Consider the following 25,575-nt stretch of genomic DNA (forward strand, 5'->3'; position numbering starts at 1 on the left):
CCTGGGTCAGCGCCAACGGAAGTCTCCCTCCCCCTTGTGGGGAGGGGTTAGGGGTGGGGGTCCGTGCCGGGCAGACATCTCAGGATTTCCATATGCGATAGCCCTGCCCTCAAGGAGGGAGATTTGGCTTGCCGCGATCGCCAGTGACACTGTCCAGCGCAGCAAAGCGACGAACCTTCATCACAAACCAGTGAGCGCTGTAACGAAGCAGCAAGCAGCGGCGAAGTGGGGGTATCAGCGGCGCATCCAGGCGCCGCCGCCCATGGAGCCAGCCGATGTCCCGCAAGTTCGTCACAGTGTCCAGCCTCTCAGCGCTCGCGCTGGCGGCGTCGCTCGGTGCGGCGGCGGCCCAGCCGCTCACCGTGGTCGAGCTGTTCACCAGCCAGGGCTGCTCGTCCTGCCCGCCGGCCAATGCCAATCTGATCAAGGTCAAGGACCAGCCCGGCGTGCTGGCGCTGTCGTTCAACGTCACCTATTGGGACTATCTCGGCTGGAAGGATATTTTCGGAAAACAGGAATTCACCCAGCGCCAGGTCAGCTACGAGCCGGCGCTCGGCCATGACGGGCCGTTCACGCCGCAAGTGGTGGTCAACGGCCATGCCGATGTCGTTGGCGCCGCACCTGGCGAGATCGAAAAGCTGGTCTCGGCGAGCGGCCGGACGGGCGGCCCGGCATTGTCGCTCGATGGCGGCAAGATCAGCATCGGCGCCGGCGCCGCACCTGGCGGCCACGCCGATGTCTGGCTGGTGCGCTATGCCAAGGGCGTCGTCGAGGTGCCGGTGGCGCGTGGCGAAAACACCGGCCGCACCTTGCCGCACGCCAATGTCGTGCATGCGCTCGAAAACCTCGGCAGCTGGACCGGCGCGGCCACGACGTATCCGCTGCCCGCCGCATCCGGCGGCCTGAGCACCGCCGTGCTCGTGCAGTCGCCCGGTGGCGGACCGATCCTGGCTGCCGCGACCGACTAGATCGCGCTTCGACAAGAATTGCGCAACGCCGCATGGAGCGGCGCCGCATAGCACGGCCGCCAAGAGGGCGCGCCTTCACGACCAACCCCAAGGAGACCATCATGACCATTTCCCGCCTGACGCTGCCGGCACTCGCTCTCGCTCTGTGCTCGATGGCACTGTTTGCCGGTGGCATCGCCCGTGCCGACGACGCGACCAATGCGATGAAGCCGGCTGCAAATGCCATGAAACCAGCCGCGGATGCGATGAAACCTGCAACCGAGGCGATGAAGCCGGCCGACCCGATGGCCACCAATTCCATGAAGCCGGCCGCCGACGCCATGAAGCCGGCAACGGATGCGATGAAGCCGGCAACGGATGCGATGAAGCCGGCAACATAATTCTACTGCGTCTCAGCCGTCCATTCACAATGGCCGCCCTTGGCGCTGCCCCTCACCTGCCTGCCGGCATCCTCTCCCCGTATAGTGACGGGGAGAGGGCGCTCATCGACGGTGTCGCCAATCATCGGAGTTGCAGGTGGAAACGCCAGCGTCGCGGCTAGTTGCTCTCTCCCCGTTCTACGGGGAGAGATGTCCGGCAGGACAGTGAGGGGCAGCGCTGACGGTAAGATTTCGCATTCGGCGCACGCGAATGTGAGCCCGTCCCGCAACTCACGCATCGCGCCATCGTAACTGATCCAATAGACTGATCCCAATGGAAGCCACAGGAGAGCAGCCATGACCGACATCAAGCACAAGAGTTCGTTCGGGTATATCAAGGGCGCCCTCGCCGCCCTGGCACTTGCCGCAGCGGGCGCCGCCTTCTGGCTGACGCCGGCGGTTTCGGCCGAGGACGCGGTGAAGATCCCGCCGCCGGCAATCGACGAGAAGGCGGCCACCGGCACTGAAAAGGCAATCTTCGCCGGCGGCTGCTTCTGGGGCGTGCAAGGCGTCTTCCAGCACGTCAAGGGCGTCACCAAGGCCGTCTCCGGCTACACCGGCGGCGACAAGGACACCGCCGTCTACGAGACGGTCGGCTCAGGCCGCACCGGGCATGCCGAATCCGTCGAGATCACCTACGATCCATCGAAAATCACCTATGGCCAGCTGCTGCAGGTGTATTTTTCGGTCGCCCACAACCCGACCCAGCTGAATTTCCAGGGTCCGGACTCCGGCACGCAATACCGCTCGACGATCTTCGCCGAAAACGATGCACAGAGGAAGATCGCGCAAAGCTACATCGCCCAGCTCGACCAGGCCAAGGTGTTCCCGGAGCCGATCGTCACCACGCTGGAAACCGGCAAGACCTTCTATCCGGCCGAGAATTACCATCAGGATTTCCTGACGCTGAACCCGACCTATCCCTACATCGTCTACAACGACCTGCCCAAGGTGGCGAACTTGAAGGCACTGTTCCCGACGCTCTACAGCGAAAAGCCCGTGCTGGTGCTGTCGGCGAGCAATTGAGTCGAGCGCGAGAAGCGGGGGCGGGTGTGAAGGGCGGCGACGCCCTCCTTTCCGTCGTCATCCCAGGGTCTGCGCTGCGTCGCTTCGCTCCTTGCTCCGCCCTAGGATGACAAAGGCACGGTAGCCGCTGCCACCTTCACCCCCACTGACCCGATCAATCATACGTCAGATCCGTCGCCTTGCCCCCGAACACCCGGTAGGCATAGAACGAATAGAAGATGATGACCGGCAGCACGACCACGGTGCCGGCCAGGATGATGGCCAGGCTCTCCGGCGCGGAAGCCGCCTGCCAGATGGTCAGGCGATCCGGCACCACGAACGGGTAGAACGACCAGGCGAGGCCGGCAAAGCCGAGCGCAAAGATGGCGGCCAGCGTCAGGAACGGCATCAGCGAATGGCGGTCGTCGGGCTTCGGCAGGTGGAAGGTCTGCCGCCACAGCCACAGGAACAAAAGCGCCGACAGGATCGGCAGCGGCGACAGATAAAGCATCTCCGGCCAGACGAACCATTTGTCGAAGATACGCGGGCTGGCGAAGGGCGTCGCCAGCGACACCGCCGCCATGCCGAGCGCGGTCAGCACCAGCGCGGTGCGCAGCCAGCGCACCGCTTTCTTCTGCAGCTCGCCTTCGGTCTTGTAGATCACCCAGGCCGCGCCCATCGCCGCGTAGGCGGCGGCAAGGCAGAACGCCACCAGCACGCCGAACGCCATGCCGCCGAGGCCGACGTCGAGCCCGAGCACATAGACGCCCAGCATATAGCCCTGCGCCAGCGAGGCGATGAGCGAACCCAGGAAGAAAATACGGTTCCAGCGATGCTTGCGGCCAGCTGGCACCTTGGCGCGGAAATCGAAGGCGACGCCGCGCAGGATCAGCCCGAGCAAAAGCACGAAGACTGGAATGTAGAGCGCCGTCAGGATGACGCCATGCGCCAGCGGGAAGGCGACCAGCAGCAGGCCGACGGCCAGCACCAGCCAGGTTTCGTTGGCGTCCCAGAACGGGCCGATGGCGGCGATCATCGTATCCTGTTCGGCGTCTTCAGCCGCGGCGAACAGGATGCCGATGCCGAGATCGAAACCGTCGAGAATGACGTAGATCAGGATGGCGAGGCCCATCAGGCCGGCGAAGATCAAGGGGAGCGCGGTTGGCCAGTCGAAGCTCATTTCTTCTCCTACTCGCCAGCCGCCGGCTGCGACATGGCGGCGTTCATGACGCCCGGCAGCGGCGATGAATCGCCGTCCTTCGCCGCCTTCAGCGCCAGGTGCACCAGCACGCCGAGATAGGCGATCAGCAACAGCACATAGAGAACGAGGTATATGGCGAGCGTCAGAGCGACATGGCTGCCGGCCACCGGGCCGACCGCGTCGGCGGTCCTCAGCACGCCGGTCACCAGCCAGGGCTGGCGGCCGATCTCGGTGGTGTACCAGCCGGCCAGCGTCGCCAGCCAGCCCGACAGCGCCATCGGCACCATCAGCATGGCCAGCGGCTTCGGCAGGCTGTGTCGGCGCTTGAGGAAGAAGGCCGCCGACCATGAGACGAGCAGCATCAATATGCCCGTGCCGACCATGATGCGGAAACCCCAGAACACCGGAAACACCGGCGGATGATTGCCGGGATAGTCGTTCAACCCCGGCACCACGCCGCTGGTCGAGTGCCGCAGCACCAGGCTGGCCCCATCGGGAATGGCGATCTCGAATTTGTTCTCGCGGGCTGCCTCGTCGGGCAGCGCGAAGAGCACCAGCGGCACGTTGGGGCCGGTGTTCCAGTTGGCCTCCATGGCGGCGATCTTCTGCGGCTGATGCTCTAGCGTGTTCAGCCCATGCTGGTCGCCGGCGAAGATCTGGATCGGGATCAGGACCGCCGCGGTGAAGACGCCGGTGCGCAGCGCCTTCCACATCGATTCCGAGCGGTCGCCGGTGAGATAGCGCAGCGCCGACAGGCCAGCGATCAGGAACGACACCGTCAGCCCCGACGCCAGCAGCATGTGGGTCAGCCTGTAAGGCATCGACGGGTTGAAGATGATTGCCCACCAGTCGACCGCATGCGCCACGCCGTCGCGCATCTCGAAGCCGGCCGGCGTCTGCATCCAGGAATTGAGCGCGATGATCCAGAATGCCGAGACGGTGGTGCCGCCGGCGACCAGCACCGTCGCCAGCGTGTGGATGCGGTTGGAGACGCGGCGGAAGCCGAACAGCATGACGCCGAGGAAGGCCGCTTCGAGGAAGAAGGCGGTGAGGATTTCGTAGGCCAGCAGCGGCCCGGCGATGTTGCCGACCTTTTCCATGTAGCCCGGCCAGTTGGTGCCGAACTGGAAGCTCATGGTGACGCCCGAAACCACGCCCATGGCAAAGGACAGCGCGAAAACCTTCACCCAGGTGAAATAGGCGCGCATCCAGGCGGAATCGTTGGTCGCGTTGTAGCGCAGCTTGAAGAACAGCAGCACCCAACCCAGCGCAATGGTGATCGTCGGAAATAGAATATGGAATGAAATATTCGCGCCGAACTGGATACGCGAAAGTATGAGCGGGTCCATGATGGGCTCCGGCTGCTGCAAATACTCGCGAAGGATAGGCCCGAAGCGAGTTCAGGTCAAAGCGGCGTCCTGCCGCGAGGCTGAACGCCACAGGACAATTTTGCCGGTTGCGTGCCGCGCAACTCCTGGCCTGTGCGCCGCACCTGCAACGGCCGGCCGGCACGATTGTCGAGAACTGTCAGCAGGGCATTGACTTGCGGTTGCAAGCACCGACATTCGGCCTATATCAGGGGACCTCTTTCAAGCAGCCGTTTTCATCCATGCCTTCCATCCTGTCCATTTCCGGGGTCTCCAAGACCTACGCCACCGGTTTCACCGCGCTCAAGGAAGTCAATCTCGACATTCAGCGCGGCGAGATATTCGCGCTGCTTGGACCCAATGGCGCCGGCAAGACGACGCTGATCTCGATCGTCTGCGGCATCGTCAACCGTTCGTCGGGCACGGTCACCGTCGACGGCCACGACATCAACAAGGATTATCGCGCCGCGCGCGGTCTGATCGGGCTGGTGCCGCAGGAACTGACCATCGACGCCTTCGAGAGCGTCTGGGCGACGGTCAATTACAGCCGTGGCCTGTTCGGCAAGCCGGCCAACCCCGGCTTTGTCGAGAAGGTGCTGCGCGACCTGTCGCTGTGGGACAAGAAGGACGCCAAGGCGATCACCCTGTCGGGCGGCATGAAGCGCCGGCTGATGATCGCCAAGGCGCTGTCGCATGAGCCGCGCATCCTGTTCCTCGACGAGCCGACCGCCGGCGTCGACGTCGAGCTGCGCCAGGACATGTGGGCGATGGTGCGCCGGCTGCGCGAGGACGGCGTCACCATCATCCTCACCACGCACTATATCGAGGAAGCCGAGGCGATGGCCGACCGCGTCGGCGTCATCAATCGCGGCGAGATCATCCTGGTCGAGAACAAGGCCGAACTGATGCGTAAGCTTGGCCGCAAGCGGCTGGTGCTGGAACTGCGCAATCCGCTGACGGCCATTCCCGAGGCGCTCTCGCGCTATGCGCTGGAATTGTCGCCCGATGGCGGGCAGCTGACCTACACCTATGACAATCAGGCCGAGAGGCCCGGCGTCGCCTCGTTGATGCGCGATCTCGAGGCCGGCGGCATCCAGTTCCGCGATATCGACACGCAAAACTCTTCGCTCGAGGAGATCTTCGTCAATCTGGTGAGGAGGGAGCCATGAACCTTCGCGCAGTATGGGCGATCTACCGGATGGAAATGGCGCGTGCTTTCCGCACCGTGCTGCAGAGCATCGTCTCGCCGGTCATCTCGACATCGCTGTATTTCGTCGTCTTCGGTTCGGCCATCGGCTCGCGCATCACCGAGATCGACGGCATCAGCTACGGCGCCTTCATCGTGCCGGGTCTGATCATGCTGTCGCTGTTGACGCAGTCGATCTCCAACGCCTCCTTTGCCATCTATTTCCCGAAATTCGTCGGCTCGATCTACGAGCTTCTGTCGGCGCCGGTCTCCTATCTGGAGATCGTCATCGCCTATGTCGGCGGTGCCGCGACCAAGTCGATCCTCCTCGGTCTGATCATCCTGGCCACCGCCTCGCTGTTCGTACCGCTGACCATCCTGCATCCGTTCTGGATGCTCGCCTTCCTGGTGCTGACGGCGGTGACCTTTAGCCTGTTCGGCTTCATCATCGGCATCTGGGCGAAGAGTTTCGAGCAGCTGCAGCTGGTGCCGCTGTTGATCATCACGCCGCTGACCTTCCTCGGCGGCAGCTTCTATTCGATCAACATGCTGCCCGAGATCTGGCGCACGGTGACGCTGTTCAATCCGGTCGTCTATTTGATCAGCGGCTTCCGCTGGAGCTTCTACGGCAAGTCCGACGTTTCGGTCGGCGTCAGCCTCGGCATGACGGTCGTCTTCTTGGCTGTCTGCATAAGCATCGTCGCCTGGATCTTCAGGACCGGTTATCGGCTGAGGAATTGAGCGGCGAAAGTACAGGTCTGTTGAGATTCAGGTCAGGCCGAGACGAAAATGGTGGATTCCGAGAACCGGAGCGGAGCGTACTTTTCGTACGTGAGCACCGGAAGCGCAGGAAGCCGCCATTTGCAGGCCGGCATCACCTGAATATCAGCAGACCTAGATCGCCTTGACCAGCCGCAGCAGCCCCAGCATCTCGACATACGTTCCCTTGCGGAAGGCGATATAGACCGGCTCTTCGACGCCGTGGAAGCGGCGCTTGAAGGCCGCCTGGCCCTGCAGGTTGAACCTGCGGCGGTTGACCCAGGGCGAAGAATAGGCGCGCTGGAAGGCATTGCGCCAGAAATCGCTTTCGGCAAATCCGCTCGGACCCACATCGACGAGCGGCGACAGGCCGAGCGTGACCACCGAGATGCCCTCTTCGCGAAAACGGTCGACGGCGAATTTGGTCAGGCCGACCTCGGCATGCGGTGAGGCGTCGAGATGCTTGCGCTTGAAGGCGGTGGTGTAGCCGATGACCTTGCCGTCGGCAAACAACGGGTCGAAGTCGAGCAAAGCGACCAGTTCGCCATCGGGACCGTGCAGGACGAAACGGCGCATGTCGGTGCCGAGATGGTCGGCGAAATGGCGGTTGAGAAAGCCCATCTCCCAGCGCTTGACGATGCGGTCGCCGCGCCAGTTTTCCGAAAGCCGGGCGATCTCGTCGAGGTAGATGGTGCGCTTGTCCTCTTCGAACGAAAAGCCTTTCTTCAGCAGCCAGCGCTCGGAGTAGCGCACGGTCTCGTTGCGCTTCCCGGAAAAATCATGCTCGGGCAGGGCGAGGCGGGTGTCGATGCCGAGGCGATTGACCTTGTAGCCAAGGCCGGCCAGCACGCGTGCGGTATCCTCGCCCACCTGCACGAACCATGGGCTGCCGGCGGTCTCGACGAAGCGCTTGATGTAATCGGCCCGACGCGCCGGAGCCGCCACCGGGTCGCCGAGCGCGAAATGGTGCTTCATCTTGGTACCGAAGGCTATGTAGCCGTCGGCGTCGCCGAAATAGGAAAGCTTGCCTTGCACGGCGGTGGAATAGGCGAGCGAGAAGTCGCCATAGCGGCGCACCAGTGCCAGGCGTTCGACATGGGTCAGCGCCTGCCGCTCGACCTCGGGCGCGGCAGCCTCAAGGATCTTGTCGAAATAGAACCGCAAGGAGGGCATGGTCGAGATTCCGCGTGCCGCCTACAGCGCCGGCCGTCCAGGACGCGCCAAGGTGCTGTAACACTTTGATTCTGCGCATGGCTCGAAAATCGGACTCGATTTTCGGACATGCGCGTGGGGGATAACCGAGACCCGCCAGCCACCCAAGGCCTCGAATCAATCACATTGCCGCGACCTGATTACCGTTGATATCGCGCATATGCCATATAGAGCGCAACCGCGGCCCGGCATGTGGCTCTAAATCGCATCGCTCGAAATTCGGCCGCGGTTTGCTGCAGGGATCCTGCGCGCGATCAAACGGTTACAGCGTCCTGCGAGCCTTGCGGCGGGACGTCCAATGGGATTCGAGTGAATGACGGATACGACAATCAGATCGGTTGCGGATCTGCCGGCCATGGTCGAGCCGGCAATCGTCGTCGGCGCCGGTGCTGCCGGGCTGGCCGCCGCGCATGCCTTGATGAACGCCGGCGTGCCGACGGCGATCCTGGAAAAGGAAAGCCGGCTGGCCGAGCCCTGGCACCGGCGCCACCAGCAATTGCATCTCAACACCCATCGCGATCTTTCTTCGCTGCCTGGTCTCGCCTTTCCCCCTGGCACGCCCGCCTTTCCGCAAAGGATGGTCGTCATCCGCCACATGAACGATTTCCAGAAGGAGAACCGGCTGCCGGTGCAGTTTGGCGTCGCGGTCGAAGAGATCACCTTCAAGGGCGATCACTGGGCATTGCGCACCAGCGCCGGACTGCGCTTCGCCCGCAATGTCGTCATCGCCACCGGCCGCGACAGCCAGCCATTCACCCCCGAATGGAAAGGCATGAAGGATTTCGTCGGGCGCATCATCCATTCGGCGGATTTCGGTGACGCGCAAGCCTATGCGGGCCAAAGAGTGCTGGTCGTCGGCGCCGGCAATTCGGGCTTCGATGCGCTCAATCATCTGGCCGGCATAGACACGGCCGCCATCTGGCTGTCGGCCCGCAGCGGCCCCGCTTTGCTGCCCAAGCGGATTGCCAAGATCGCCGTGCACCGGCTTTCGCCGTTCATGGCGCGCCTGCCGTTGCGGCTCGCCGATGCGGTGATGGCGGCAACCCAGCGCCTGGTTTTCGGCGACCTGACCAAATTCGGCCTGCCGCCCGCGCCTGCGGGCGGCGCCAGCCGCCTGACTTCGGACTACACCGCGATCGCCGCCGACGACGGCGCCGTCGGCGCCATCAAGGCCGGCAAGATCACCGTCGTGCCGGCCATACGGGAATTCACCCGCGATGGCGTGATCCTGGCCAATGGCAGCCTGATCTATCCCGACATCGTCATTGCCGCGACAGGCTACCGCACCGGGCTGGAGCCCATGGTCGGCAAGCTCGGCGTGCTCGACGCCAAGGGCGTTCCGCTCTTCAACGGTGGCCAAGCCGATCCAAAATTGCCCGGTCTGTGGTTCACCGGCATGCGGCCAAGCATTCGCGGCTGCTTCGCCAATGCCGGCATCCTGGCCAAGGCGATCGCCAAACGAATTGCAAGGTCGGCCCCGCACCAATCCAGCGCATCACGCTGATTTCGGTTCCAGCCGCCGGAAACCGACGGCTTCCATCAGCATGTCTTCTTCCACCATGCCGGCATTGTGCAGGGCGAGCAGGTTAAGCGCGATTTCCCGCGCGTCGGCGGAATCGGGATGTGCCTCGCGCCGCCGGCAGGCCTCGTCGAACACGCGCTGCAGCTTGGCGATCTCGGCTGGCTTGAGCAAGCCACGGTCATAGACGGACTTCGACATGGCGATCTCCTGATAAAGACCTAGAGCGCCACGTTTAAATTGCCAATCTTTCCTGAGGCTTGACCGACTTCACCCGTCGCCTCGTCATCCTGGGGCGGAGCAAGGAGCGAAGCGACGCGGCGCAGACCCTGGAGCTGCTCCGCAGCCCAAGGGATACATGCCGCGGCTTCAAGGCGCAGCAGCGGTGCAAATTCTGCTCCGCTGCTGCCCATGCGAGTGGGCAATCAGACCGCGATCTTGCCGCCGCCCTGTCTGGTGATGGCGACCACGGACGGCCGCACCGGCATGTCGGGCTTGAAGTCGGGCCAGCGCGTCGACAGGTCCTCATAGTAAGAGGGGCGCCCGAACGCTTCCCAGTCCTCGCCGCCGTCGCCCGGATGCTGGACGGCGACGAAGGCGGTCTGGTCGTCGGGCGCAAACAGCGGACCGCACATCTCGGCGCCGATCGGCACGCGGAAGAACAGTTTCGAGGTCGCCCGCGCCGCCCCCTCGGTGTCCACTGCCCACAGGCCATCGGTGCGGCCGGTGGCCTTCGGCCCCTGTCCGTCGGTCGCGACCCAGAGACGCCCGGCCGAATCGACCGCGCAATTGTCGGGCATGCCGAACCAGCCATTGGCCGTCGTTGCTGTCGAGAAGGTGGCGCCGACATCGGCAACCGCCGGATCACCGCATTTCAGCAGCACTTCCCACTTGCCGTTGGCGGCCGTGAAATCGCCGCCGTCCTCGGCGATTTCGATGATGTGGCCGAAGGCGTTTTCGGCGCGCGGGTTGGCAGCGTCGACCTGGTCGGCCTTGCGCTTCGAATTGTTGGTCAGCATGACATAGACCTTGCCGTTGACGCCATTGGGCTGGACGTCTTCCGGGCGGTCCATCTTGGTGGCGCCGAGCAGGTCGGCGGCGCGGCGCGTCTCGATCAGCACGTCGGCCTGGCTGGCAAAACCGTTTTCAGCCGTCAGCGGCCCCTGGCCGAAGACGATCGGCAGCCATTCGACCGTGCCGTCTTCGGCGAACTTGGCGACATGCAGCGTGCCATCGTCGAGCAAGTCCTTGTTGGCGGCACGGTCGTTCGGATTGAACGCGGCCCTGGTCACGAACTTGTAGACATAGTCGAAGCGCTCGTCGTCACCGAGATAAAAGACGACGCGGCCGTCCTTGGCGACGATCGATTCGGCGCCCTCATGCTTGAAGCGGCCCATGGCGGTGCGCTTCCTCGGCGTCGAGGTCGGGTCGTTGACATCGACCTCGACGATCCAGCCGAAGCGGTTGGCTTCGTTGGGTTCCTTGGCGATGTCGAAACGCTCGTAATGCGCCGCCCATTCATAGGCGCCTTCGGGAATGCCGAGACGCTTGTAGTTCGCGGCTTCCTTGTGGCCTTCCGGCAGCTCGCCGGAAAAATAGCCATGGATGTTCTCCTCGGCCATCACATAGGTGCCCCAGGGCGTGACGCCGCCGGCGCAATTGTTGAACGTGCCGAACACCTTGGTGCCGGACGGATCGGCATTGGTCTTGACGCGGTCATGGCCGGCAACCGGGCCGGACAGCGCCATTTCGGTGTTGGAGGTGATGCGGCGGTTGAGCTTGCCGTCGCGCACCACCTGCCATTTGCCACCGTCCTTGCGGATCTCGACGATGGTGCCGCCATGGGCGGCCATCTCGACATCGACCTGCTCCTTCGAGAGGGGTGCGACTTCGGCCGACTTCTTGCCGTCCTTTTCGACGATCTTCACGATGCCCGGGAACATCAGATGCGGATTGGTGTATTCGTGGTTGACCACCAGCAGGCCATGTTCGGCCGAGCCGCCGATCGGGATGTAGCCGACATAGTCATTGTTGTAGCCGAACTGTTTCGCCTGGGCCACGGCCGACTGTTTCGTCGGGTCGAAGTCGGGCGAATCGGCAAACAACGGATCGCCCCAGCGCAGCAGGACATCGGCATCGTAACCCGACGCGACATGGTGCTTGTCGTCGATGCCGGCCTCGAGTTCGTCGAACGCGAAGGCCGAGCCTCCCGCTGCCCTGGCCTCGTCGGCGCTGATCAGCGCCAGCGGGCTGACGGTGGCGGCGATGGCCGAGACGGCCAGCGAGCCCTTGAGGAAGCCGCGGCGCGAGAACCGCGCGGCGATGATCTCGCCCATGGTGCGGTTGTCGGAGGCGTTGATGGCCGGGCCGTCGTTTTCCTCGAGCAGGCTGGTGCGGAATCGGGTGTCGGGGGAGCGAAGGTCAGTCATCGTGGCTTGCCTCTGGCTGTCGGGTTGGCTGGAGCGTGGGGTACCTGTTGACCCCTTATAATCGCCGGGTCACATTTTCGTGACATCGGGAGACCTTTCAGACGCGACAGGCATTGCGCGCAGCGCTGGCTCAGCATTCCCGAAGGCCGTGAGCCGCTCCGGAATCGTCTTTTCGAGAGGAAGGAGACCTTCGGCGGCATGTTTCGCGCGCATCCTGCAATGGCGCATGACGTCAGTCGTTACCAACGGATCAACGGACAAAGCCGGCTCGACAAGTCACCTCCGCCGCCCCCGGCGGAGGTGACTTGATGTTCGGCGTCTGCCGTCGTCAGGCGTCGGGAAAGCGAGTCTCCCGTTTAGCGATGGCGGTCGCGGCGCCGTTCATGCAAAGCTAATGTAGCATACGCTTGGGACTTCAGTCCAATCTTGCGCTTGCAAAGGTCCTAGTTGACAACCGCAACGGTCGGAGGTCGCTTCCGGGCGCTGCGTCTTTCGGCAATGTTGTTGCACTGCAACGTTGGGGTGGGGCGCGCCGGGCTCAGTCGTCGGAGATCAAAATGCACAGATCGGTCACGACCCGTTGTTGCCGGCTGGCGCTCAAATCGGCAGCGGCGCTGGCGTTGACGATTGCTCCCTACCAAATTGTCCTGGACGGCTCCGTTTCCGGCATCCAGACCGCCAGCGCTTACGCCAAGAGTGGCGGTAACAGTGGTGGTGGTGGCGGTGGCGGCAACGGCGGCAATTCCGGCGGGGGCAATGGCGGTAATAGCGGCAACGGCAACGGCAATGGGAATGGCAACAGCGGCAATAACGGCAATAACGGCAAATCGGGATCCAATCAGGGTAAGAGCGGAAGCCATGTCAATGCAAAGACCGGTGACAAGGTCGACGTGACCGGCAACAAGATCACGGTCCGGCATCCCGACGGCATAACGGAAAAGCTCGAGAACGGACGTTTCAGCATGAAGGACGCGCTCGGTCGCACGATCATCGACCGCCAGGCTACCCCGGCCGACGCCAATCGTCTCAAGGGCTTGTGAAGCTGGCCAACAGGCAACGGTCAGCTTTGCACGTCACCTCCGCCGCCCCCCGGCGGAGGTGACCTCGTTTTCGGCCGGCGTCATCCCGGTTTTCGGCACCGCAATGATTGCAGTCGCGAGGCGCGACGCGCTTTTGCGCAATCCAGGACGGGAAACCGCTGCGCATTTTCCCCGTACCTGGCCTAGAGCAATTCTAGGAAAAATGTGAAGCGGTTTCCGTCTAGAATTGCGTGAAAACAAAGAGTTAGAGCAGCTCGCCGTTTCCGTGAAACGGTGAAATGCTCTAAGAAGGCCTATCGCGGTCGCGCAACTCACGCATCATCAAGGCCGCTTCGGTGCGGTTTCGCACATTGAGCTTCGACAGCACCCCGGTCATGTGATGCTTGACGGTCTTCTCCTGCAGCTCAAGCCGCAAGGCGACTTCCTTGTTGCTCAGCCCCTCCGCCACCAGCCGCAGGATTTCCGTCTGCCGATCGGTGAGCTGCCGCAGCCGTTCCGCAATGCCGTCGGTCGGCTGCTGGGACTGGAGATCCGAAAGCAGCCGGGCCGACAGCGTCGGCGACAGATAGCTTTCGCCGGCTGCAACATTGCGCAGGATGTCGGCGAGCCCGCGCGACCCGACGCCTTTGAGCACATAGCCATTCACCCCTGCGTTCAGCGCCTTTGTCACATCGGCATTGGCCTCCGAAACGGTCAGCATGACGATCTTCTGGGCGGGATGGCTGGCGAGGATGCTTGCGACCGCGGTCAGCCCGCCGCCCGGCATGGAGATATCGAGCAGCAAGATGTCGGGCCGCACCGTTGTGGCGAGGCGTTCGGCATCCTGCGCCGTGGCGCCCTCGCCAACCATCTCGAAGCCCCCGATTTCCGACAGGCTGCGCGTCACACCTTCGCGAAAGAGGGGATGATCGTCGACAATGGCGATGCGGATGGTACCAGTCATGCTTGCTCCTCGACCGACAGACGGATTACCAAACGCGTACCTTGCGGCCCGGTCAAGGTTTCGAACTGTCCGCCAATGCTTTCGACCCGCTCCCTGAGGCCGGCGAGCCCGAGGCCCTCGACCCGTGCCGCCGGATCGAAACCCGGCCCGCCGTCCGACACTTCGACAAAAAGCCTGCCATCTTTCATCCCGGCGCTCACCGCCTGATCCTTGCCTAGCCCGTGGCGATAGGCGTTGTTCAGCCCTTCCTGAACGAAACGATAGATGCTGATCTTCTCGGAAGCGCCGGGTTCCGGCAACTGTCCGGCCAGCGTCAGCGTCACCGACGTTCCCGTCCTCTGCTCGTGTTCCTTGACGGCCAGCCGCAGAATGTCGTTTGCGGCAGCCGTCTCGATCTGCGGAAGGACAAGGCCGGTGCAGATGCCGCGTATTTCGCGCATCGCATCCTCCAGCGTCTTGCGGATCATCGCGACCTCGGTCGAACGGCTTACGCCCGAATGGCCATCGCTGGAAAATATCGGGCTGTCCATGCGCAGCGCCGCCAGGGCCACGAGTTGGGCCGGGCCGTCATGGAGGTCGGCGCCGATGCGGCGCAGATATCTTTCGTTGAGCGCGGTGGCGCGGCGGGAGGCCCGTTGCACGCGCAGTCGCAAGGCACTGTTTTGCGCCACCAGATCCTGCAGCTCCGACACCTGGCGGCGCAGCGCCCCACGCTGGTCGTCGATGGTGCGGCTGCCGCGCAGGACGATGCCCGACAGGAGCAGGAATGCCGCCAGAGTCGCGCCGGCCACGATCAGCCAGCTCGACCACAAAGCGGACGCCAGGGTGGCCTGGAAATCGTCGGCGATCTCATAGAACTCGGTGACCGCCACCACCTCGCCCGACCAGGGCTCGCGCACGGGATTGTAGATCTCCAGCAAGGGCAGGCCGGTAGCCTTCTCCTCGCGTTCATCATCATCGAATCTATTGAATTCAGCGACGACGTTGCCTTCGAAGGCGGAACGCAGATTGTCGCTCGGACCGAAGCGGCGGCCGATCAGGGCCGTCTCCTTGGCATAGAGAACCGTCCCGTCGCGGCGCCAGAGCACGAACGATTCGAGGCGCTTGCCAAGCGCGCCCTGGCCAAGCGTCTCGTCCAGCGCCTGCTTGACGGACTCGCTGAGCTCCTGCTCCTTGCGCAAGTCGGGAAGCAGCGGCGCAATCACGCTGTCGACATAAAGGGCCGTCGTGGCGGCCGAATTGCGGATGACGCCGTCCCGGATCTGCGCCGTCACCCAGGTGCCGACCACCAACATGACGGCCAGCAGGCCAAAGCCGCCGGCAACGACGAATTGCAGGGCAAGGGAAAGCTCGCTCCAGCGCCGCACCAGGTTTTGAAAACTGCGAATCATGAGCCCCTGACCGCCCTTCGAACCGACAGATTGGGCGATGGTAGTACTTTGAGCTTCCGGCTTGCCATTGCCAAGAGCTTCGTTTGGTCGAGGTCGCTTGACGTCCCGGCGCGCTTGGGAAACAACGTCCGCGACACACGCGGCGGGAGCCGCTTCGAGAGGGGACGGAGCGTTGAGTTTTTCAGGATTGCTGCAGCTCGGCTTTTCGACGGTCATTTTCCTGCTGGCGGCGACAGCCGCCAAGCAATGGGGCCTGGCGCCGAGCCTTGGCAAGATCGCGCTGACGCTGGCACTCTATTCGTTGGGCAATCTGATCATGCTGCGGCTGATCCGCGAATTCGGCATGTCGGTGTCGTTCAGCCTGTCTGCCGTCATCCAGCTGGTCTCGGTGAACGTCGTGGCGCTGGTCTTCTTCGGCGAGCGCGTCAATGCGCTGCAGGCGACCGGGATCATGCTGGCGATCGCAGCGGTGGCGCTGATCACGCTCGGACCCTATCTGCAAAGCCGACTGTAACGGGCGAATTGCCGATGAAGAACGCCGCGAACGCTTTGCTCAACCGGGTTGAATTCCCGGTGCTGCTGGCCGGCCTGGTCATCGCCGCCGGCCTGTGGGGATTCGAGGAGCTGATGGAGGTGGCGCGCGCCGCCACGCCACATAGCTTCGACACCGAGATCCTGCTCGCCTTCCGCCAGGCGGGCCGCCCTGACAGCCCGATCGGCCCGCTGTGGCTGCAAGGCGCGATGCGCGACATCACCAGCCTCGGCAGCGGCAGCGTGCTGGTGCTGATCGTGACGGCGGTAATCGTCTATCTCCTGCTTATCCGCAGGCCGGCGACCGCCCTTTTCATCTTCGTGGCGGTGGCCGGCGGTCAGGTGCTGTCGAGCCTGCTGAAAGCCGGCATCGACCGGCCGCGCCCCGAACTCGTCTCGCATCTCGTCAACGAAACGACGCTGTCTTTTCCGAGCGGCCACGCCATGCTGTCGGCGGTGACCTATCTGACGCTCGGCGCGCTGGCGGCACGCTTCCTGCCCGGTCGAACGACGAAGATCTACGTGCTGTCGCTGGCGGTGCTGACGACGCTGCTGGTTGGCATCAGCCGCATCTATCTTGGCGTCCACTGGCCATCGGACGTGCTTGCCGGCTGGTGCGCGGGCTTCGTCTGGGCGATGCTTTGCTGGCTCGCTGCCCGGGCGTGGCAGCGATGGCGTGGGCAGCATCCAAACGGCGAGACTGGAGATTAGATCAGCCGGTTGATCAGCCCGTGAAAGTATCTGAAAAAATGGTCAGTCAATGCGCCGCGCCTTACGTCCCAGACGTTCATACTAATGCTTGAAACATCACAATAATGGTATTATACCTCATTTTTGCAGACTCAGACGGGGATTGTGGCCGATGATCACTGCCGCGCAGATGCGCGCCGCAAGGGCGCTGGCCGGCATCGATCAGAAGACGCTCGCCGAGCGCGCCGGCGTTTCGCTTCCGACCATCCAGCGCATGGAGGCGAGCGATGGCGTGGTCAGGGGCGTGGTCGACACGCTGATGAAGGTCATCCAGGCTCTCGACGAGGCCGGGGTGGAGCTGATCGGCGAGAACGAGCGCGGCGGCCGGGGCGTGCGCCTCAAGCCTGCCGTGCCGCCGGGTCCCAAGGCTGAGCCGGCATAAAGTCGCGACGGCGACCGCCGACAGCCCTGCCGACGATCCCGCCGCCTTTCAGGGTGTGGAAGGCAGTCCATGGATCAGACGCAGCGGGCAGTGCATGAACCGGCCCACAGGTCGGTAAAGCCGACATTTTCCGAATTGTTCACACCGAAGCTGGTGACGGTCTGGCGCGAGGGCTACACGGTCGCCGACTTCAAGGCAGACGCCATTGCCGGGCTGACGGTCGCCATCGTCGCGCTGCCCTTGTCGATGGCGATCGCGATCGCCTCGGGCGTCGCTCCCGAGCGCGGCCTCTACACCTCGATCGTCGGCGGCTTCATCATTTCGGCGCTCGGCGGCAGCCGCTTCCAGATCGGCGGTCCGGCCGGCGCCTTCATTGTGCTGGTGGCAGCGACGGTTGCCCGTGTCGGCATCGATGGGCTGCTTTTGGCAACGATGATGGCAGGGGTCTTCCTGCTCGCCATCGGCTATCTCCGTCTCGGCACCTACATCAAGTTCATTCCCTATCCGGTGACGGTCGGCTTCACCGCCGGCATCGCCGTCATCATCTTTTCGGGACAGATCGTCGAACTGTTCGGGCTGACGCTTGCCGGCAAGGAGCCGGGACCGCTGGTGCCGAAGCTGATCGCGGTCGCCGAGGCGGCCGGCACCATCAACCCGGCGGCGACCTTGGTGGCGGTGTTGACCATCGTCACCATCGCCGGCCTGAAGCACTGGCGGCCGACATGGCCCGCAATGCTCATCGCCATCGGGCTGGCATCGCTGGTCGTGGCGCTTCTCTCGTTGCCGGCGGAGACGATCGGCACCCGCTTTGGCGGCATCCCGCGCAGCCTGCAAATGCCCGCTCTGCCACCGGTCAGCCTGGACAGGATTATTGACGTGCTGCCGGATGCCATCGCCTTCGCCTTGCTCGGCGCCATCGAATCGCTGCTGTCGGCCGTGGTCGCCGACGGCATGACGGGCCGGCGTCACCGCTCCAACTGCGAACTGGTGGCGCAAGGCTTCGCCAACATCGCGTCTGCCCTGTTCGGCGGCATCTGCGCCACAGGCACCATCGCCCGCACGGCGACCAATGTGCGGGCCGGCGCCCACGGACCGGTTTCGGGCATCGTCCACTCAGCCATCCTGCTCGCTTTGATGCTGGTGGCGGCGCCGCTCGCCAGCTACATCCCGCTCGCCGCCCTTGCCGGCGTGCTGGCCGTCGTGTGCTGGAACATGTTCGAGAAACAGGCCTTCGCCACCTTGCTGCGTGCCTCTCGCGGCGATGCGCTGGTGCTGATGGCGACCTTCCTGCTCGTCATCTTCCGCGATCTCACCGAAGGCATCGTCGTCGGCTTCGTGCTGGGGTCGATCCTGTTCATCGACCGCATGGCCAAGTCGATTGCGGTCGAGGCCGATCAGCCGCTGGTGCAGGAGGATGTCGCCGACAGCACCAACGCCTACGATGCAAGCGAGGCGACCGACGCCGACACCGTCGTCTACCGCATCTCCGGCGCCTTCTTCTTCGGCGCCGCGTCGACCGTCGGCACCGTGCTCGACCGCATCGCCGACCAGCGCAAAAACTTCATCCTCGATTGCTCGGCCGTACCGTTCTTCGATTCGACGGCGGCCAACGTCATCGAGGGCGCCGCCCACAAGGCGAAACGCGCCGGCGTCCGCTTCATCATATCAGGTGCCGCGCCGCAGATCCGGCGCATGCTGATCAACCACGGCGTCAAGCGCCCACTGGTGACCTATGCCGCCTCGATCAAGGATGCGCGGGCGCAGCTGAAAGGGAAGCTGGAGGCAGAGTAGAAATCGGGATTTGCCGGTCGGCGGGCCACACAGGTGTCCGCCGGTTGAACGCAAACGTTTTGGCCTTGGGTTGACTCACGCATGGCGCGACGTGAACGGCCGCTTTGCGCCGTTTCCGCCATTCAGACCACCGTTGCAGATTCCCGAAAGCTGATGGTCTGCTAAGCCAGCACTAAGGCCTCGAATGGGGTGGTAGCAGGTTACGCCGCCGGTCGGCCCCAAATATCATGCAAGTACTCCTAGGCTATCCGCCCGGGTGGTCGTGCCACCGTGCGCGGCGATGAACATGGCGACGGCCGACCGGCAATAGGATTCGATTTCGTTGTCGTCCTCTGCTCTCGCCTCATCGAAGCGTGCGATAATCAGGAGATCGGATCCTTTGATAAGCGCGGCAAACAGGCGGGCGGACCGGAGAGGATCGGTCACGTTCAGAACCGCCTTCGCGTGCAACTGACGCAACAGGGCCTCGATTTGGGCGATGACATGGGCGGGGCCGGCTTCGTAATGGAGCTTGCTTAACGACTTTTGATTCGTCTTGTCGGCCATGATCATGGCTTCGACACTGCGGACGTCCGGGTTCAACAGCGTGCGAAGCAGGGATGATCCCACCGCCATCAGCTGATCTTCGGCCGAACCGTCGACGCCTTCAAAAAGGGCCTGTGGTGCAAACTGATGGCAGCGGGCCGCGATGGCCGCGCTGAACAGCGCCTCCTTGTTCTCGAAGTGCCGATAGATGCTGAGCTTGGATATCTTCGCTCTCTGGGCGACCTTGTCCAATGTCGTCGCATGAAAACCCAATTCCTCAAAGAGTTCGCACGCGGCGTCGACTATCGTTTGGCCAAGCGCCTCATTGGCGGGCCGGCCGCGCCGGCCCTGGCTGTTTTCGGTCACGACAATTCCAGTCCTTGACAGTATCATAATTCTTGAATTACGATACCACGCAGTGTCAAAAATGTGCAAGCCAAGCCCAGCCAGCCCCTCATCCACACACGGAGCCCATCACCATGGATGACGTCATCATCATCGGCGGCAGCTTTGCCGGTCTCGCCGCCGCCCTGCAGCTCGGACGTGCCCGTCGCAAGGTCACCGTTCTCGATACCGGCCTGCCGCGCAACCGCTTCGCCGGCCATTCGCATGGTCTGCTCGGCCACGATCACAAGCCACCGCTGGACATCCTGGCCGAAGCGCGGCAGCAACTGGCGCGTTATCCCACGATCAGGCTGGTCAATGCCCGGGCCGACAGCATCTCCGGCACCATCGACGATTTCTCCGTCCTCACTGGCGATGGCGAACGCCTTGGGACGCGCCGCCTGATCCTGAGTTATGGCGTCGCCGACCAGATGCCTGATGTTCCGGGCTTTGCCGAAAGCTGGGGCACATCCATCGTGCCCTGCCCCTATTGCGATGGCTTTGAAGTCGCCGACCAGCATTGGGGTCTCGTCTGGTCCGGCCCGCCGTCGCACAATTATGTCAGGCTGTACCACGACTGGACCGAAACATTGACGGTCTTCGCCGATGGTCACGACATTTCACCCGATGTTCGGGCCGATCTGGCGCGCCGCAACATACCTGTCGTTGATGGCCGGATCGCCGAAATCGCCCATCACCGGGGGCATATCACTACCGTTAATCTCGAGAGCGGCCGCAATGCCGCGGTCGACATCCTGTTCGCGCATCCGCGCAACAAGCCGTCCGCAAGCCTGCATGAATTAGTGGGCCTCGCCACGGTCAATACGCCTCTCGGCATCGCCATCAAGGTCGATGAGCGCCGCGAAACCAGCACGCCCGGCATCTATGCTGCCGGCGATCTTGCGAACCCGTCCATGGCCTCGGTCACCACGGCAATATCGCAAGGCGCGACGGCGGGTATCTCCGCCCAGCAGTCGATGCTGGTTTGAGAACACAGATTCCCCTCTCCCGCACCGGCCTCCCTACGTCTTCGCCACCGTCGGCTGCCCGACAATACCAGCCAGTCTGCTGCCGTCCCCAATTGAGTCGTCGGTACGCCCGCAACCCGATGTCCGCTTTCGATGCCTCAACTAAAAGCTGACGGACTGCTACCGGCCCAAAGGCGACATCAAAATATCTGCTCGGCAATGTCCGCTATTGGCGCTTGGCGGGCCGATCCGGGCGACCGTTTACTAGCCACAATAAGAGTTCGAGTTGGCGATCCTCGCCGATGAACGACAGTCCATCGGCTGTTGGCGAACGTCTCGGAGATCGGCCCCTGAGGCACCGATCATGGCTCTCAGTCGAGCTTCAGCGCCACGACCTCGCCTTCGTTCATCAACGGCACATAGAGGATCGACTTGCCATCGGTGCCGATGTCGGCGCTGCCCGGTTTGAAGTGCGCCAACGCTTCCGGCGCGCCGCCGGCTTGATAGCGGTAGAGCGTACCGGTCATGTAGGCGGTGGCATAGATGGTGTCGCCGATGGCGGTGACGCCATCGAGATCGGCGAATTTCTGCGCGCCCGGCAAGGGCGAAACCACCTTGCTGGCGATGTCGACCGACAGCAGCCCACCCGGCTCCGCCGTGCTGAAGTCGGACTTGATGCCCTTGCCCCAGGAGGCGACGATCAGCCTGGTACCATCGGCGAAGACGCCGTTGGGCGAAGCCAGCATCGCATCCCTGGCGAACAGCTCCGGCCGGTCGCCGTCGATGCGGTAGATGGCGTCGGCCAGCATGTCGGTGACATAGACGTTGCCTGATTGGTCCGATGTCATGTCGTTCAGGAAAACAGCGTTCGGTACCGTGATGCTGGCGACGAGCTTGCCGCTGGCGAGGTCGACGACGCGAACCTTGGTGATGTCGGCGACATAGAGCTTGCCGCCCGCTATCGCCATGCCCTTGGGCGCGTCCATGCCGTCGGTCCAGTGTTGGGTGACCGTCCTGCCGTCCACGGACAGCACGCTGAGATAGCCGTTGCCGTCGGCGTCGCCGGGATTGCCTGATATGTTGGAAACGATGAGGCGATTGTTGGCTGCGTCGAACAGGGCCGATTCGGGTTGTTCGAGGCCGGTGGCGCGCCAGAGTTCTCCAGCCTCGGCGGCAGGCACTGCTGCAATGCCGATGACGGCGAGAAAGGCTGATGTGACGAGGGTGTTCATGGCTGCTCTCCTGTGATGACGGCGGAGAGCTATGATTTTCGATACTTTCCGGAAAGGTCGATAACCTCTAGTATCGAAAGTCGATACGAAACCCACGGCAAGAGGTGCATTCCATGAACGGCCTTATCTTCGACGCGTTGAAGCGGACGCTGAAGGCGAAGGGCGTCACCTATCGCGAGCTTGCCGAACGCATGGGGGTTTCCGAGCCGACGGTGAAGCGCATCTTCCACGAGCGCAACTGCAAGCTCGACCGGCTGGTGGAGATCTGCGCTGCCGCCGGTGTCGAGCTGGAGAACGTGCTCGGCTCGATGAACCGGGGGCCAGGGCCGGTCAACCACATCGCGCCGGAGATCGAACGCAGGCTCGCCGGCCGGCCGGCACTGCTGTTCATCTTCGTCATGCTGTCGGAAAAATTCACGCCCGAGGGCATCATGCGCTCGCAAGGCCTGAGCGAAGCCTCGATGTTCCTCTATCTGCGCGATCTCGAGGAGCTCGGCCTGATCGCGCTCGGCCGCGGGCTCACGGCGAGATTGCTTGTCGAGACGCCGATCCAGTGGAATTTCGAAGGGCCGCTGCGGCCGCTGTTCGAGATGACCAACAAGAACTTCATCGGCTGGGCGATCACCCATATCGACAAGGAAGCGACCTTCGTCAGCTTTAGCAGGCGGATGCGGCCGGAGACGGCGGAGATGGTGCGACGCGAGGCGCAGGACCTCGCCGATCGCGCCAAACTGCTGGCCCATCACGACCAGCACACGACGCCGGAAGACGGGCTGGTCGGCTACAAATGGACATTTGCCTTTGGCGCGACGCCATTCCCGGCGATCATGCCGATCGGGCCGCACGCGCGAGATGCCGGTGCGAGAGCAACCGACCCGGCCGCCAAGACACGACGGCCGCTGCCGGCCTGATCGGCCAATCGTCTCAGCATGATTGCATCTGGCGGCTGAGCTTGCCGCGCACGGCCCTGGCGGTGCCGACGGCCACCATTTTCGCCGCTGTCTTGCCGCCCGGACCTGCCATGCGGCCGGCGATGCCGACGGCGCCGTTGACCGCGCCCATCATCTTCATCTGCCCGGCGGTCTCGTTCATGCGCGCCCGGCAATCCTGCATTTTCCTGGTCGCCTCGACTGCAGCCAGGGCCTCGCCAAGGCCCTCCGGCGAGTCGGGGCCGGCCGCCAGCTCCGCCAATTGCGCATGCGGGTCTGGCGTTAGCGGCGGGCTGGCGGCCGTCTGGCTGCAGCTGGACGCCAGCAGGCAGATAAGCATCGCGATCGGGCTGCCCCGCCTGACACGTGCCGTGGTGGGAAAAATGCCGCGATGTTCGGCCTCGATGCCGCCGCTCGGAGTTGCTTTTCCCGCCACTCGTTTCCTGTTGCCCAACATCCTATCGCCCCATCGCCGGGCCGAGGATGAGGCTGCGGATTTTTGGCGTCAGCGGCCTGACGACATCGGCGAAGGGGTCGCCCTCGGCCCGCAAAGCCATCAACTCTTCGACCTCTTCGTCGATGGCGTCGATGGTCTCTGTCTTCTGCGCGTCGGTCAGCTCCTTCATGCCGGATATGGCATTCCTGAGCTTGGCGAAAATGGCATCGAGTTCTGCGACCGGCATCGTCGCCAGGAACCCGCGCATGGTCTCGCCAAGCGCGATCTTCCAGCTGTCGGCGGTGAAACCGGCTGTGTCGATCAAGCCCTTGTCCGCGGCATCGCGCTCGTACCAGTCGGCGGCGATCTCCTCGTCATAGGCGAACTGACCGAATTCGGGTTGCAAGGCCTCGATCAGGCCCACGACCGCCGACGCATCCCGCGCTGTCAGCGCCAAGGCCTGCGGGCTGTCGAAGATCATGCCGGCAAGTGCGAGCGCGCCGGCCAGCCGGCGCATGGCTGCGAAACGCCGCTCAGCCATAACAATCCTCCGCAATGCCGGCCCGGGCACTGCTCGTCGCCTGGGACTGCAGAACCGAGCCGCCGATCGAGGCGGCCTGGCCGGCAATGACCCCACCATTGCCAGCCAGACCGCCAAGACCCCCCGCCATCGACAGGACACCGCCGAGCAGAGCCGCATTGGTCTGCGCCTTCGCCGCCTTCTTGGCGGCATCGGCGCAGGCCGTTTCCGTCGTCGGTTCGTTCTGGGCCTTCCTGCTGCCGGCCGCGCTCGCGATCGATGCCGGGTTGCTGTCGGCCTCGCCCGTTTGGCAGCCCGCCAGGGCAAGGGTCAGGGCCAGGAAAATGATCTTTTTCATGGTGCTGCTCATCATCGGGCAGCGCGCGGCGGCAGCTTGGCCTCGCGATGATCGGTCACCGCGTTGCCCAAGGCGATCGACAGCAGATAGACGCGCGGATTGAAGCCTGCCGCTGCCAGTGCCGACAGCGTCTTGAACAGTTGCAAATGAAACATCGTGCCCCCTTGGATTGCCGCCAATGCGGTTCCGGTTTTGGAATCGCGCCGCAAAACTAGGGGCATCGAAGGGGGTCAGCTTGGACAGAACGGCACTGAAAGCGGCCAAAACGGCCCGGGATTGACGTTTTGCAGGTCGCGGCGCATATGACCGCGCTCTTGGGCATGGGGGTGTCGATGACTGCGACGATGGGGCCGTCAGCTTCGTTCAGGCTGGCGACGGAGATGTTTCCGGAGCGGGATCGCGTCGAGATTACGCGCGAGGTTTACGGCCGCACCGTTCTGAGGGTGGACCTCGATCCGCTGGCGCCGGCGCAGATCGACATGCGGGTGCGCGCGTTGCCGGGCCTCGGCATCGCCACCGGCAGCTCATCGGAATTCCGGGTGCATCATACGTCGTCGCTGATCGACAACGACGACTTCGTTCTTCTGGCGGCCCTCGACGGTGGCAGTGTGATGAAGCATCGCGGCCGCGAGGAGGCGGTCGGCAACGGCCAGGCGCTGATGATGAGCGGTGAAGAGGTTGGCCTCAACCTGATCGGCGCCGGCGGGTTCCGTTTCGTCAATCTCAGTTTTTCGCGCAAGCAGCTTTCGCCTCTGATCGGCGATCCGGCCGCGGTCCTTATGCGGCCCTTGCCGACCCAGAGCGGGGCGATGCGGCTGTTGCTCGACTATATCAGCTCGATCCAGGAGGTCGGAGACGAGTTGACCGCGGAGGCCTGCCACCTTGCGGCGACGCATGTCTTCGACCTTGCCGCACTCGCCATGGGAGCGACCAGGGATGCGGCCCAGATCGCGCGCGGCCGCGGCGTCAGCGTTGCCCGCTTGCGCGCCATCAAGGCCGATATCGTCGCGCATGGTGGCCATGTCGACCTGTCGGCGCAGGACGTCGCCGCCCGCCACGGACTGTCGGCCCGCTACGTCCGCAAGCTGTTCGAGAGCGATGGCACATCCTTGATTGATTTCATGATGAACCAGCGGCTGGCGCGCGCCCATCGCATGCTCGGCGATCCACGCCATGCCGGACGCAGCATCACCGCGATCGCCTACGAGGCCGGCTTCAACGATCTTTCCTATTTCAACCGGGCGTTCCGTCGCCGTTATGACGCTACACCCTCGGACGTGCGGGCCGCGGCTTGCAAGCACTGACGCCAAAGCGCCGCCGGCCGGCGCGC

Annotated in this window: 27 protein-coding genes; 14 read left to right on the plus strand and 13 right to left on the minus strand. The window is 63.7% G+C overall.

The window, feature by feature from the left end; genetic code table 11:
- Positions 1-275: 275 nt before the first annotated feature.
- The 3 genes from NKH52_RS30240 (at position 276) to msrA (ending at position 2,413) form a co-directional block, all read left to right on the plus strand.
- Entirely contained in the window at positions 276-968 is a 693-nt protein-coding gene (locus tag NKH52_RS30240) for a DUF1223 domain-containing protein (protein WP_352735887.1), read from the plus strand.
- 101 nt (positions 969-1,069) lie between these two features.
- Entirely contained in the window at positions 1,070-1,348 is a 279-nt protein-coding gene (locus tag NKH52_RS30245) for a hypothetical protein (protein WP_352735888.1), read from the plus strand.
- A gap of 336 nt (positions 1,349-1,684) precedes the next feature.
- Entirely contained in the window at positions 1,685-2,413 is a 729-nt protein-coding gene (gene msrA / locus NKH52_RS30250) for a peptide-methionine (S)-S-oxide reductase MsrA (protein ID WP_352735889.1), read from the plus strand.
- A 154-nt stretch (positions 2,414-2,567) separates the two neighbouring features.
- On the opposite strand, the gene NKH52_RS30255 is transcribed toward msrA, so the two are convergent.
- On the minus strand, positions 2,568-3,572 hold the full coding sequence (locus NKH52_RS30255) for a cytochrome d ubiquinol oxidase subunit II (protein WP_127296919.1): 1,005 nt from the start codon (positions 3,570-3,572) through the stop codon (positions 2,568-2,570).
- Between the two features lie 8 nt (positions 3,573-3,580).
- Positions 3,581-4,942 (minus strand): cytochrome ubiquinol oxidase subunit I, encoded by a 1,362-nt coding sequence (locus tag NKH52_RS30260; RefSeq protein ID WP_352735891.1) that lies wholly within the window; start codon positions 4,940-4,942, stop codon positions 3,581-3,583.
- A 260-nt stretch (positions 4,943-5,202) separates the two neighbouring features.
- On the opposite strand from NKH52_RS30260, the gene NKH52_RS30265 reads away from it, so the two are divergent.
- Together NKH52_RS30265 and NKH52_RS30270 are read left to right on the plus strand one after the other, a co-directional pair.
- Positions 5,203-6,129, plus strand: coding sequence for an ABC transporter ATP-binding protein (locus tag NKH52_RS30265; protein ID WP_127268578.1), 927 nt, complete (start codon positions 5,203-5,205; stop codon positions 6,127-6,129).
- Positions 6,126-6,887: an ABC transporter permease gene (locus NKH52_RS30270; RefSeq protein WP_352735892.1), complete on the plus strand. Its 762-nt coding sequence runs from the start codon at positions 6,126-6,128 to the stop codon at positions 6,885-6,887. Before NKH52_RS30265 ends, NKH52_RS30270 begins: the two co-directional genes overlap by 4 nt.
- 153 nt (positions 6,888-7,040) lie before the next feature.
- Here the strand turns inward: NKH52_RS30270 and NKH52_RS30275 are convergent, their stop codons facing one another.
- On the minus strand, positions 7,041-8,078 hold the full coding sequence (locus NKH52_RS30275) for a phosphatidylglycerol lysyltransferase domain-containing protein (protein ID WP_127296923.1): 1,038 nt from the start codon (positions 8,076-8,078) through the stop codon (positions 7,041-7,043).
- A gap of 352 nt (positions 8,079-8,430) precedes the next feature.
- Between NKH52_RS30275 and NKH52_RS30280 the strand changes: the two genes are divergently transcribed.
- Positions 8,431-9,621: a flavin-containing monooxygenase gene (locus tag NKH52_RS30280; RefSeq protein WP_352735893.1), complete on the plus strand. Its 1,191-nt coding sequence runs from the start codon at positions 8,431-8,433 to the stop codon at positions 9,619-9,621.
- On the opposite strand, the gene NKH52_RS30285 is transcribed toward NKH52_RS30280, so the two are convergent.
- On the minus strand, positions 9,613-9,837 hold the full coding sequence (locus NKH52_RS30285; protein ID WP_352735894.1) for a hypothetical protein: 225 nt from the start codon (positions 9,835-9,837) through the stop codon (positions 9,613-9,615). The genes NKH52_RS30280 and NKH52_RS30285 overlap by 9 nt on opposite strands.
- Before the next feature lie 224 nt (positions 9,838-10,061).
- Entirely contained in the window at positions 10,062-12,065 is a 2,004-nt protein-coding gene (locus tag NKH52_RS30290; RefSeq protein WP_352735895.1) for a PhoX family protein, read from the minus strand.
- 407 nt (positions 12,066-12,472) lie between these two features.
- On the opposite strand from NKH52_RS30290, the gene NKH52_RS30295 reads away from it, so the two are divergent.
- A complete protein-coding gene (locus NKH52_RS30295; protein ID WP_502908145.1) occupies positions 12,473-13,105 on the plus strand; it encodes a hypothetical protein in 633 nt (210 codons plus the stop codon).
- 283 nt (positions 13,106-13,388) lie between these two features.
- On the opposite strand, the gene NKH52_RS30300 is transcribed toward NKH52_RS30295, so the two are convergent.
- Both NKH52_RS30300 and NKH52_RS30305 read right to left on the minus strand, forming a co-directional pair.
- The gene (locus NKH52_RS30300; protein WP_023813468.1) at positions 13,389-14,048 is read right to left on the minus strand and encodes a response regulator; all 660 of its coding nucleotides are present in this window, start codon (positions 14,046-14,048) and stop codon (positions 13,389-13,391) included.
- Positions 14,045-15,439 carry a sensor histidine kinase gene (locus tag NKH52_RS30305; protein WP_352735897.1) on the minus strand — a complete coding sequence of 465 codons (1,395 nt, stop codon included), beginning with the start codon at positions 15,437-15,439 and terminating at the stop codon, positions 14,045-14,047. Before NKH52_RS30305 ends, NKH52_RS30300 begins: the two co-directional genes overlap by 4 nt.
- Before the next feature lie 172 nt (positions 15,440-15,611).
- Between NKH52_RS30305 and NKH52_RS30310 the strand changes: the two genes are divergently transcribed.
- From NKH52_RS30310 to NKH52_RS30325, 4 genes are all read left to right on the plus strand, one after another.
- A complete protein-coding gene (locus NKH52_RS30310) occupies positions 15,612-15,953 on the plus strand; it encodes a hypothetical protein (RefSeq protein ID WP_352735898.1) in 342 nt (113 codons plus the stop codon).
- A gap of 14 nt (positions 15,954-15,967) precedes the next feature.
- Positions 15,968-16,681 (plus strand): phosphatase PAP2 family protein, encoded by a 714-nt coding sequence (locus NKH52_RS30315; RefSeq protein WP_352735899.1) that lies wholly within the window; start codon positions 15,968-15,970, stop codon positions 16,679-16,681.
- 151 nt (positions 16,682-16,832) lie between these two features.
- Positions 16,833-17,102: a helix-turn-helix domain-containing protein gene (locus NKH52_RS30320; RefSeq protein ID WP_352735900.1), complete on the plus strand. Its 270-nt coding sequence runs from the start codon at positions 16,833-16,835 to the stop codon at positions 17,100-17,102.
- Positions 17,103-17,171: 69 nt separating this feature from the next.
- Positions 17,172-18,893, plus strand: a complete 1,722-nt coding sequence (locus NKH52_RS30325; RefSeq protein WP_352735901.1) for a SulP family inorganic anion transporter — start codon at positions 17,172-17,174, stop codon at positions 18,891-18,893.
- A gap of 225 nt (positions 18,894-19,118) precedes the next feature.
- Here NKH52_RS30325 and NKH52_RS30330 read toward each other — a convergent pair whose 3' ends face one another.
- A complete protein-coding gene (locus tag NKH52_RS30330) occupies positions 19,119-19,790 on the minus strand; it encodes a TetR/AcrR family transcriptional regulator (protein ID WP_502908149.1) in 672 nt (223 codons plus the stop codon).
- 107 nt (positions 19,791-19,897) lie between these two features.
- Here NKH52_RS30330 and NKH52_RS30335 point away from each other — a divergent pair, with 107 nt between their 5' ends.
- Positions 19,898-20,791 carry an NAD(P)/FAD-dependent oxidoreductase gene (locus tag NKH52_RS30335; RefSeq protein ID WP_352735902.1) on the plus strand — a complete coding sequence of 298 codons (894 nt, stop codon included), beginning with the start codon at positions 19,898-19,900 and terminating at the stop codon, positions 20,789-20,791.
- Between the two features lie 350 nt (positions 20,792-21,141).
- On the opposite strand, the gene NKH52_RS30340 is transcribed toward NKH52_RS30335, so the two are convergent.
- Positions 21,142-22,002 carry an SMP-30/gluconolactonase/LRE family protein gene (locus NKH52_RS30340; protein WP_352735903.1) on the minus strand — a complete coding sequence of 287 codons (861 nt, stop codon included), beginning with the start codon at positions 22,000-22,002 and terminating at the stop codon, positions 21,142-21,144.
- A gap of 113 nt (positions 22,003-22,115) precedes the next feature.
- Here NKH52_RS30340 and NKH52_RS30345 point away from each other — a divergent pair, with 113 nt between their 5' ends.
- Positions 22,116-22,913: a helix-turn-helix domain-containing protein gene (locus NKH52_RS30345; RefSeq protein WP_128305308.1), complete on the plus strand. Its 798-nt coding sequence runs from the start codon at positions 22,116-22,118 to the stop codon at positions 22,911-22,913.
- A 13-nt stretch (positions 22,914-22,926) separates the two neighbouring features.
- On the opposite strand, the gene NKH52_RS30350 is transcribed toward NKH52_RS30345, so the two are convergent.
- From NKH52_RS30350 to NKH52_RS30365, 4 genes are read right to left on the minus strand one after another with little or no spacing between them, the layout of a single operon-like run.
- The gene (locus tag NKH52_RS30350) at positions 22,927-23,367 is read right to left on the minus strand and encodes a hypothetical protein (protein WP_352968286.1); all 441 of its coding nucleotides are present in this window, start codon (positions 23,365-23,367) and stop codon (positions 22,927-22,929) included.
- 22 nt (positions 23,368-23,389) lie between these two features.
- Positions 23,390-23,908: a hypothetical protein gene (locus tag NKH52_RS30355; protein WP_352735905.1), complete on the minus strand. Its 519-nt coding sequence runs from the start codon at positions 23,906-23,908 to the stop codon at positions 23,390-23,392.
- The gene (locus tag NKH52_RS30360; protein ID WP_352735906.1) at positions 23,901-24,245 is read right to left on the minus strand and encodes a hypothetical protein; all 345 of its coding nucleotides are present in this window, start codon (positions 24,243-24,245) and stop codon (positions 23,901-23,903) included. The genes NKH52_RS30355 and NKH52_RS30360 overlap by 8 nt, the downstream gene beginning before the upstream one ends.
- Before the next feature lie 11 nt (positions 24,246-24,256).
- Entirely contained in the window at positions 24,257-24,400 is a 144-nt protein-coding gene (locus tag NKH52_RS30365; protein ID WP_023813481.1) for a hypothetical protein, read from the minus strand.
- Between the two features lie 147 nt (positions 24,401-24,547).
- Between NKH52_RS30365 and NKH52_RS30370 the strand changes: the two genes are divergently transcribed.
- A complete protein-coding gene (locus NKH52_RS30370) occupies positions 24,548-25,549 on the plus strand; it encodes a helix-turn-helix transcriptional regulator (protein WP_245486339.1) in 1,002 nt (333 codons plus the stop codon).
- The last annotated feature ends 26 nt before the right edge of the window (positions 25,550-25,575 follow it).

Origin of the sequence: Mesorhizobium sp. M1066 (assembly GCF_040318635.1) — a bacterium.
Classification (GTDB): domain Bacteria; phylum Pseudomonadota; class Alphaproteobacteria; order Rhizobiales; family Rhizobiaceae; genus Mesorhizobium.

Coding starts and splice junctions, on each gene's coding strand:
- NKH52_RS30325 (WP_352735901.1), top strand. CDS start 17,172: ATGGATCAGACGCAGCGGGCAGTGCATGAACCGGCCCACAGGTCGGTA.
- msrA (WP_352735889.1), top strand. CDS start 1,685: ATGACCGACATCAAGCACAAGAGTTCGTTCGGGTATATCAAGGGCGCC.
- NKH52_RS30265 (WP_127268578.1), top strand. CDS start 5,203: ATGCCTTCCATCCTGTCCATTTCCGGGGTCTCCAAGACCTACGCCACC.
- NKH52_RS30345 (WP_128305308.1), top strand. CDS start 22,116: ATGAACGGCCTTATCTTCGACGCGTTGAAGCGGACGCTGAAGGCGAAG.
- NKH52_RS30270 (WP_352735892.1), top strand. CDS start 6,126: ATGAACCTTCGCGCAGTATGGGCGATCTACCGGATGGAAATGGCGCGT.
- NKH52_RS30285 (WP_352735894.1), bottom strand. CDS start 9,837: ATGTCGAAGTCCGTCTATGACCGTGGCTTGCTCAAGCCAGCCGAGATC.
- NKH52_RS30305 (WP_352735897.1), bottom strand. CDS start 15,439: ATGATTCGCAGTTTTCAAAACCTGGTGCGGCGCTGGAGCGAGCTTTCC.
- NKH52_RS30320 (WP_352735900.1), top strand. CDS start 16,833: ATGATCACTGCCGCGCAGATGCGCGCCGCAAGGGCGCTGGCCGGCATC.
- NKH52_RS30240 (WP_352735887.1), top strand. CDS start 276: ATGTCCCGCAAGTTCGTCACAGTGTCCAGCCTCTCAGCGCTCGCGCTG.
- NKH52_RS30315 (WP_352735899.1), top strand. CDS start 15,968: ATGAAGAACGCCGCGAACGCTTTGCTCAACCGGGTTGAATTCCCGGTG.
- NKH52_RS30340 (WP_352735903.1), bottom strand. CDS start 22,002: ATGAACACCCTCGTCACATCAGCCTTTCTCGCCGTCATCGGCATTGCA.
- NKH52_RS30355 (WP_352735905.1), bottom strand. CDS start 23,908: ATGGCTGAGCGGCGTTTCGCAGCCATGCGCCGGCTGGCCGGCGCGCTC.
- NKH52_RS30365 (WP_023813481.1), bottom strand. CDS start 24,400: ATGTTTCATTTGCAACTGTTCAAGACGCTGTCGGCACTGGCAGCGGCA.
- NKH52_RS30335 (WP_352735902.1), top strand. CDS start 19,898: ATGGATGACGTCATCATCATCGGCGGCAGCTTTGCCGGTCTCGCCGCC.
- NKH52_RS30360 (WP_352735906.1), bottom strand. CDS start 24,245: ATGAAAAAGATCATTTTCCTGGCCCTGACCCTTGCCCTGGCGGGCTGC.
- NKH52_RS30300 (WP_023813468.1), bottom strand. CDS start 14,048: ATGACTGGTACCATCCGCATCGCCATTGTCGACGATCATCCCCTCTTT.
- NKH52_RS30260 (WP_352735891.1), bottom strand. CDS start 4,942: ATGGACCCGCTCATACTTTCGCGTATCCAGTTCGGCGCGAATATTTCA.
- NKH52_RS30280 (WP_352735893.1), top strand. CDS start 8,431: ATGACGGATACGACAATCAGATCGGTTGCGGATCTGCCGGCCATGGTC.
- NKH52_RS30370 (WP_245486339.1), top strand. CDS start 24,548: ATGACCGCGCTCTTGGGCATGGGGGTGTCGATGACTGCGACGATGGGG.
- NKH52_RS30245 (WP_352735888.1), top strand. CDS start 1,070: ATGACCATTTCCCGCCTGACGCTGCCGGCACTCGCTCTCGCTCTGTGC.
- NKH52_RS30255 (WP_127296919.1), bottom strand. CDS start 3,572: ATGAGCTTCGACTGGCCAACCGCGCTCCCCTTGATCTTCGCCGGCCTG.
- NKH52_RS30275 (WP_127296923.1), bottom strand. CDS start 8,078: ATGCCCTCCTTGCGGTTCTATTTCGACAAGATCCTTGAGGCTGCCGCG.
- NKH52_RS30290 (WP_352735895.1), bottom strand. CDS start 12,065: ATGACTGACCTTCGCTCCCCCGACACCCGATTCCGCACCAGCCTGCTC.